This is a genomic window from Streptococcus parasanguinis (assembly GCF_001578955.1).
Classification (GTDB): Bacteria; Bacillota; Bacilli; order Lactobacillales; family Streptococcaceae; genus Streptococcus; species Streptococcus parasanguinis_U.
This window is the reverse complement of sequence record NZ_KQ969689.1, coordinates 173,154-180,740: the sequence shown is the minus strand read 5'-3', so window position 1 is coordinate 180,740 and position 7,587 is coordinate 173,154. Positions and strand designations below refer to the sequence as shown.

General features: G+C 42.6%; 6 protein-coding genes and 1 pseudogene. 1 reads left to right on the top strand and 6 read right to left on the bottom strand.

The genetic code is table 11. From position 1 onward, the window contains the following. A partial coding sequence (locus SPADD19_RS00825) for a MerR family transcriptional regulator (protein WP_061454956.1) occupies positions 1–705 on the bottom strand: 705 nt, incomplete at its 3' end. Positions 706–988: 283 nt separating this feature from the next. Further along, complete coding sequence (manA, locus tag SPADD19_RS00820) at positions 989–1,933, bottom strand: mannose-6-phosphate isomerase, class I (RefSeq protein ID WP_061454955.1); 945 nt, start codon at positions 1,931–1,933, stop codon at positions 989–991. A 115-nt stretch (positions 1,934–2,048) separates the two neighbouring features. Here manA and queG point away from each other — a divergent pair, with 115 nt between their 5' ends. Next, a complete protein-coding gene (queG, locus tag SPADD19_RS00815; RefSeq protein ID WP_049518012.1) occupies positions 2,049–3,188 on the top strand; it encodes a tRNA epoxyqueuosine(34) reductase QueG in 1,140 nt (379 codons plus the stop codon). A 21-nt stretch (positions 3,189–3,209) separates the two neighbouring features. Here queG and SPADD19_RS00810 read toward each other — a convergent pair whose 3' ends face one another. The 4 genes and pseudogenes from SPADD19_RS00810 to SPADD19_RS12205 all read right to left on the bottom strand — a co-directional run. Further along, entirely contained in the window at positions 3,210–3,836 is a 627-nt protein-coding gene (locus SPADD19_RS00810) for a GNAT family N-acetyltransferase (protein WP_013904083.1), read from the bottom strand. Between the two features lie 83 nt (positions 3,837–3,919). Beyond that, positions 3,920–4,435 (bottom strand): phosphatase PAP2 family protein, encoded by a 516-nt coding sequence (locus SPADD19_RS00805; protein WP_061454954.1) that lies wholly within the window; start codon positions 4,433–4,435, stop codon positions 3,920–3,922. Between the two features lie 264 nt (positions 4,436–4,699). After that, positions 4,700–6,459 (bottom strand): annotated as a pseudogene (locus tag SPADD19_RS00800) (ABC transporter ATP-binding protein). Beyond that, positions 6,452–7,587 (bottom strand): ABC transporter ATP-binding protein (locus tag SPADD19_RS12205; RefSeq protein WP_241496374.1); only part of this gene is annotated, 1,136 nt, incomplete at its 5' end. The pseudogene SPADD19_RS00800 and the gene SPADD19_RS12205, both read right to left, overlap by 8 nt.

Below are 7,587 nucleotides of genomic sequence, written 5' to 3'. Positions count from 1 at the left end.
ATCCGAAGTGTACTGGGCTGTGCCAGCTCCAAACTTGTCGATGTTTTCCTTGAATTCTGGATTATAGACATAGCCTTTGCCGATATGGTCAAAAACCTCTATAGAGCAGTCAAATCCATACGTTCGAATCGCGTCTAAAAGTTTGGCGGCTTGATCTTGGTTTTCATTTGCTGATACGGGTAGTCCATCTTTGAGATTTTGAGCCAAAGCTTGAAAAACTTGGTTGAAGACTTCCGTAGCCTCATCTTCACGCCCCTTTTGGCGCTCGAGAGCCTGGTCCATGACTTCTTGACCATATTTCTCTACTGCTTCTTGGTGGTATTTTTGATTGTCTTGATAGCTAAATCCAGTGAATTTTTCCTCAATGGTCATTTTTCTTTCTCCTTTTTGTTCTTGAATGGTTTTTTGCAAGGTGGCAATCAAGGTATCCAGATGTTGCCTTTTTTGAGTCAAATAGTCCAACTGTTTGGTCAAATGGGGCAATAAGTTAGATTTTTCTTTGGCTAAGAGTTCTGCTATTTGGTCTAAGGAAAATCCTAGATACTTGTAGTAGAGAATCACCTGTAATCGTTCTAAATCTTCTTGACTGTATGTCCGATAACCATTTTCAGATTTCACAGGGACTAGAAGTCCTATCTTATCATAGTGGTGCAAGGTCTTGATAGAGACACCCGACAGCTCTGCAGCTTTTTTGATATGGTACATGATTTCCTCCTTGTACTCAATGAAAATCAAAGAGCAAACTAGGAAGCTAGCCGCAGGTTGCTCAAAGCACTGCTTTGAGGTTGTAGATAGAACTGACGAAGTAAGTAACATATATACGGTAAGGCGACGCTGACGTGGTTTGAATTTGATTTTCGAAGAGTATTACAAGGATAGTATAATCCCTCCCCTTAGGTCAGAGTCAAGAATTTTTTTAAAAAATTTTTATACCAGATAAAAAAAGGCTTGAGTCACTCCACAGCATTAACTCAAACCCTTTCTTTTTTTATGGGTGACTCACGATCAATTCTAAACCTTGCCCTTCCAAATTCCAAGATTCAACATCGCTTGGCAAGATAAAGTGACTTCCTTTTTGAATAGGATAATCCTTTCCATCTACAGTCAATTTCCCTTCTCCGGCTAAGACGCTCAATAAGCTGTAATCAGCAGTCTTTTCAAAATTAGCTTTTCCAGTAAGTTCCCACTTATAAACCGTAAAGAAATCACTGGCAACCAAGGTGGTCATTCGAAGATTATCAACAACAACTATATCTGGATGGCTATTAGCTGGCTCACCGATGTTTAACACATCAATTGATTTTTCTAGATGAAGCTCCCGCAAGTTTCCTTGATCATCCTTGCGATCAAAATCATAAACCCGGTAGGTAGTGTCACTCGACTGTTGTGTTTCAAGAATCAAGATTCCAGATCCAATCGCGTGCATGGTCCCACTTGGCACATAGAAGAAATCTCCAGCCTTGACAGGAACTTTTGTCAGCAAGGCATCCCAGTCCTTATCCTCAATTTGCTGGCGGAGTTCTTCTTTTGACTTGGCATTATGTCCATAGATAATCTCAGATCCTTCATCAGCCGCAATCACGTACCAACACTCAGTTTTTCCAAGTTCTCCTTCATGCTCCATTGCATAGGTATCATCTGGGTGCACCTGTACACTGAGCCAATCGTTGGCATCCAAAATCTTTGTTAATAAAGGAAAGACAGGCTCTTTACGATTACCGAATAATTCCCGATGCTCTTGATAGAGCTGATCCAATCCCATTCCTTCGTATGGACCATTGGCTACTTTAGAAACTCCATGTGGATGGGCTGAAATCGCCCAAAATTCACCGACATGGTCGCTCGGAATTTCGTAACCAAATTCTTCTTTCAGACGAGTTCCTCCCCAAATTTTTTCCTGCATGACTGAATGTAAAAATAATGGTTGTCCCATAATATCCTCCTCGCATTTCATGTTTCTATTATACAAAAAAAAGAAAGTTTTTGAAAGCCCTTTCTATTGTTTTCCTCTCTCGCCAGAAACTTTATTTTTGTGTATAATGAAAGGGATGACACTAAAAGAAAACATTATCCAACTGGCGCATTCTATTGGGATTTCAAAAATTGGATTTACAACTGCTGATGACTTCGCTTATTTGGAAAAATCGCTCCGCTTGGCCGTTGAGGAAGGACGGAATTCTGGATTCGAGCATAAGAATATTGAAGAGCGCATCCAACCCAAATTAAGTCTCTCCTCCGCCAAGACCATCATCTCAATCGCTGTCGCCTACCCCCACAAACTCAAGCAACAACCTCAAAAAACAGCCTATAAAAGAGGAAAATTCACTCCCAACAGCTGGGGATTAGACTACCATTATGTCCTTCAAGACAAGCTCAACCGTTTAGCTGCTGGGATTGAAGAAATGACGCAAGATTTTGAATATAAGGGCATGGTCGATACTGGAGCACTGGTTGATACGGCTGTCGCCCAACGAGCAGGGATTGGCTTTATCGGAAAAAATGGCTTGGTCATTTCAAAAGAATACGGTTCTTACATGTTTCTGGGGGAATTGATTACCAATCTCGAAATTGAACCAGATCAGCCTGTCGACTATGGTTGTGGAGACTGTCGACGTTGTTTAGATGCATGCCCAACATCCTGTTTAATCGGAGATGGCTCTATGAATGCCAAACGCTGTTTGTCCTTCCAAACTCAGGACAAGGGCATGATGGACCTAGAATTTCGCAAGAAAATTAAAACGGTCATCTATGGATGTGACATCTGTCAGATTAGCTGCCCTTATAACAAAGGGCTAGATAATCCCTTAGCAACAGAAATCGATCCAGATCTGGCTCATCCAGAATTGCTTCCCTTTATAGAACTGTCCAACGGACAATTTAAGGAAAAATTCAGGCATGTTGCTGGAAGCTGGCGAGGTAAGAATATCCTCCAACGCAATGCCATTATCGCACTGGCCAATGCCAATGACCGCTCATCCATCCCTAAACTCCTGAACATCATCGAGACCTCGCAAAATCAGATCCATATCGCAACGGCTATCTGGTCTTTAGGGCAACTGCTACGTGAAGTCACGCCGGACCTTGTTGAGCTCTTACGGAATATCAAACATCCGACCGATGCTATCATAGAAGAACGAACAGCTTTCTTTGAAAAATTCGGCATTCAGGCAGATTCACAGCTACAATGAAAAAACACTAAGATTGTAACCTTAGTGTTTTTTTAGTTCCTTCAAGAAATACCAACTACCCATCTCTACTTGGTTAAAGCAAATCTCACTTGAATAGACTTCCTTGTAGCCATTTTTTGTATAAAAATAGACATTTCCTTTGGTATTGGTATAAAAGGCTAGTTTTTTTCCTTGGATCTCTTCCAAGAAAGGCTCAATTCCTTCTGTCATAAATCGACTGCCATAGCCCTGCCGTTGGTGTTTAGGGGCGACTGCGAGAAGCATCAAATACCAATCAAAGTCTACATTTTGCTCCAATTCCTTATCCGTGTCCTCCATAAATTTAAAGTAGGCCAACATATTTTTCAAGGAAATAAACTTGAGCAAACCGAATCCCCCATTTAAGAGATAGGCCCGAAAAGGAATCGGTCCCTTTTGCAACAAGGCAACTGCATAAATTTCATCATTTTGTTCTGCCACAAGGCACATATGGTGCTTAAGAAAAACCTTTACCAGGATGCGCATCATTGCCTCAACAAAGGCAGGATATTGCTTGGGATCCCGAACCAAATCCTTGATGACTTTTAAAAATAGATAGTCCTCAAAGGCTGTACTGGCTACTCGAACCACCTGATCCAGATCTGCTTTTTCTGCTTTTCTGTACTTCATCGCCTCTCCTCTTCTATGTTATCTTACTAGTATACAATACCAGTCGCCATTATACAAAGGTCATTTTTTAGCAATTTGTTCATTTAAACCAGCCAAAAAAGTCCTCCCCAGGCGAGTCCCAGTCCCCAAGCGACGAGGACATCCTTGGGATAATGAACCCCTCCAAGAACTCGGACAAGGGCTAATAGAAGAGATAGAAGCATGGAGCACATTCCTAGCGGAAGAGACAACTGACAGACACACATGGAGATAATGGTCGCCGAAAAAACATGTCGGCTAGGAAAGGAATGACCGGATGAATTTTTTTCTAATAAGGGTTGAATGTCCCATTTCTCATAAGGTCTCGGAACATTGACCCAATGACGAAAGAGGCTAAATAAGATAAAACCCGACGCAGGAATCCAGATGAAAGACCAGATTCCTCCCATTGAAGTTTTCTTTAAAAACAGCCAACAAAAGACCAGGACGTAGATGCCTGGCATGGCAAACGTCAGGATTCGATTCATCCTTTGAAGAACCTGCACACGACGTGGCTTTCTCGTAAAAGGCAGAGTTAGCCAACGATAAAATTTCAGATAATCTTGAAGATTGGGCTTCATGTTGGCACTCCTGTCTATCATCTCGTTTTTGTACTACTAGTATACGCGATCCTAAGAAAGCCTGTCAAGCCAGGCTTCTTTTTTATCCTCTCTTTCTTCTTTTTAACATTAGAAGCGATCTATTTTTGACGCTTTGTCATTTTTCTGTACCTAAGAATCGTCTTTCCCATCCCTTCTTCCAGCATAAAAAATAGGATAGAAGCACATAGAATTGCCTTCTATCCTATTTTTTACTTTACATTTCACAAGCCTTGTATCTTGATTTCATGCTACTTCTTCTGTGAATTGGCTATTATAGAGATCAGCATAGAAGCCATTTTGGCTCATGAGTTCTTGGTGGTTGCCTTGCTCGATAATATTTCCATCTTTCATCACGAGAATCAGATCCGCATTACGGATAGTGGACAAGCGATGGGCAATAACAAAGGAGGTTCGGCCTTCCATGAGTTTGTCCATGGCTTTTTGAATCAACTCTTCTGTACGGGTATCGACAGATGAGGTTGCTTCATCCAAGATAAGAAGCGGGGCGTCCTTCAAGAGGGCACCGCAATGGTCAAAAGTTGCTTTTGACCAACGGACAAGGTCACTGAATCATCTAATACAGTATCATAGCCATTCGGCAAGGTCCGAATAAAGTGATGGACCCCAACCGCTCGGGTTGCCGCTTCGACTGCTTCATCTGAAATATCGGTTTGATTGAAGACAAGATTTTCCCGAATAGTGCCTTCAAAGAGCCAGGTATCTTGCAAGACCATCGAAAAGGCATCATGAACTTCTTCTCGGCTCATGGCCTTAGTATCCACACCATCGATGGTAATTTTACCAGCTTGAATGTCGTAAAAACGCATCAAGAGATTGACCATGGTGGTCTTACCAGCACCTGTTGGACCAACAATAGCCACCTTCTGTCCTGGCTTCGCTTCAGCTGTAAAGTCATGGATAATAGTCTTATCTGATGAATAGCCAAAACGCACATGTTCAAAGGTAACATGACCTTCGGGTGTTTCCAATTGACGTGTTTTTTGGGATTCGTCTTCCATTTCTTCTTCGTCTAAGAATTCAAAGACACGCCCCATAGCAGCACTGGCTGATTGCAATTGGGTAATTCCTTGCGCCATTTGACCGATTGGTTGGGTAAAGATGCGGACATAGGTCATAAAGGCCACAATGGTCCCGATGGTAATGTCTCCATTAATGGTGAGGACAGCCCCAACGATACAGACCATGACATAGCCGAAATTCCCTACAAACTGCATCAAGGGCATCATGATCCCAGAGAAGAATTGGGATTTCCACATGCTATGGTACAAATCTTGGTTGATAGCATCAAAATGATCTTTGGCCTGATGACGGCCATTATAGGAAATGACCACATTGTGTCCACTATAGATTTCTTCAACATAGCCTGAAACTTTGGCAAGGTTGTCCTGTTGTTGCTTAAAGAGAGGCTGGCTCTTGACCATAATAATGCTGGAAAGAGCAAAACCTGCAAAGACGGACACAATCGCTGTCACCGCCAAGTGCCAGTCCGTCTTAAACATCATAAAGATGGAGCCAATCAATAAGACAATAGAAGAGACCATTTGAACCAAGCTTTGGTTAAAGGATTGGGTCATCAAATCCACGTCATTGGTCACACGAGACAAGGTATCTCCTTGTTCATGGCTATCAAAATATTGGAGGGGCACGCGATTGATCTTCTCAGCAATAGCATTGCGCAAGCGTTCTGCAAAGCGCTGAATCATCGTTGAGATAATGAAACTACTGCTGTAGGACACCAGTGCTCCAACTCCATAAAGGATGGCTAAGGTCAGGGCAATCGAAGTGATCTTATCAATATCAATGGCGCCTCCCATCCCTTTTGTAATGGTATCTGTAATTTCTTTTAACTTATCCGGTCCAATAACCGTGATAATACTCGATACGACCGAAAAGAGGATAGCAACTAGGAAAAATAGGTGGAAGCCCTTCAAATAGGGAGAAAGTTGTCTCCAAAGGGACGATTCTTGTTTTGTTTTATGCATGTTCCAACTCCTCCTTAGACAATTGTGAATAGGCAATTTCTTGATAGACTTCATTGGTCGCAAGCAATTCCTTGTGGGTACCTTGACCGACGACCTTCCCTTGATCCAAGACCAAAATCAAATCCGCATCCATAATGGTCGAAATCCGTTGCGCAACGATCAATTTGGTCGTATCTGCCAACTTTTCTTTTAGGGCTTGTCGCAAGATCCGATCTGTTTTATAATCCAGGGCTGAGAAGGAATCATCAAAGATGAGGATCTCGGGCTTGCGTGCAAGGGCACGCGCAATCGCCAAACGTTGACGTTGTCCTCCAGAGAAGTTGCTTCCTCCTTGCGCTACTTCTGTATCCAAGCCCTTCTCTTTTGCGGCAACAAACTCTTTGGCTTGGGCCAATTCAAGAGCTTTCCAGATGGCTTCATCCTCTAATTTTCCTTGGCTACTTTCCCCAAATTCCATATTGGAGCGAATCGTGCCACTAAAGAGCACTGCTTTTTGTGGAATGTAGCCGACTTTATTGTTCAATTCTTGGTGGCTATAGTCCTTGACATTCACCCCATCCACTAAGATCTTTCCTTCTGTCGCATCGTAAAAACGTGGAATTAAATTGACCAAAGTGGATTTACCAGAACCAGTTGATCCAATGAAGGCAACGGTTTGTCCTTTCTGAGCTGAGAAGGTCACGTGCTCAATCACAGCACGGGAAGTCCGTCCATAGCGGAAGGAAACATCTTGGAATTCTACACTTCCTTTTTCTCCAGACTCAGTCTTGGACTCAGATGGAAAATCAACAGACGGCTCTAGAGCCAAGACCTGATTAATCCGTTTTGCGGATACTAAGGCACGAGGCAGAATAATCAAGATGGCCACCATCATCATAAAGCCAATGACAACCTGCATGGCGTAAGAGGAGAAGGTGATCATATCGGAGAAGACCTTGGTCCGATCCGCTAATGCAGGACTGGTGAAGATCTTTGTAGGATCTTTTGGCATGGCGATATCATTGATCAAGTGCGCCCCAATCCAGTAGATAGCAAGGGTCAAACCACTTGATACCACTGTCATGACAGGGTTCATCAGAGACATCAAACGATAAACAAAGAGATTTAGACGGGTTAAGCCCTTGTTTT

What these genes read in the sequence shown, in the direction of transcription:
- SPADD19_RS00810 (WP_013904083.1), bottom strand. Translation starts at nt 3,836, where the DNA reads ATGAAGTACAGAAAAGCAGAAAAAGCAGATCTGGATCAGGTGGTTCGA.
- manA (WP_061454955.1), bottom strand. Translation starts at nt 1,933, where the DNA reads ATGGGACAACCATTATTTTTACATTCAGTCATGCAGGAAAAAATTTGG.
- queG (WP_049518012.1), top strand. Translation starts at nt 2,049, where the DNA reads ATGACACTAAAAGAAAACATTATCCAACTGGCGCATTCTATTGGGATT.
- SPADD19_RS00805 (WP_061454954.1), bottom strand. Translation starts at nt 4,435, where the DNA reads ATGAAGCCCAATCTTCAAGATTATCTGAAATTTTATCGTTGGCTAACT.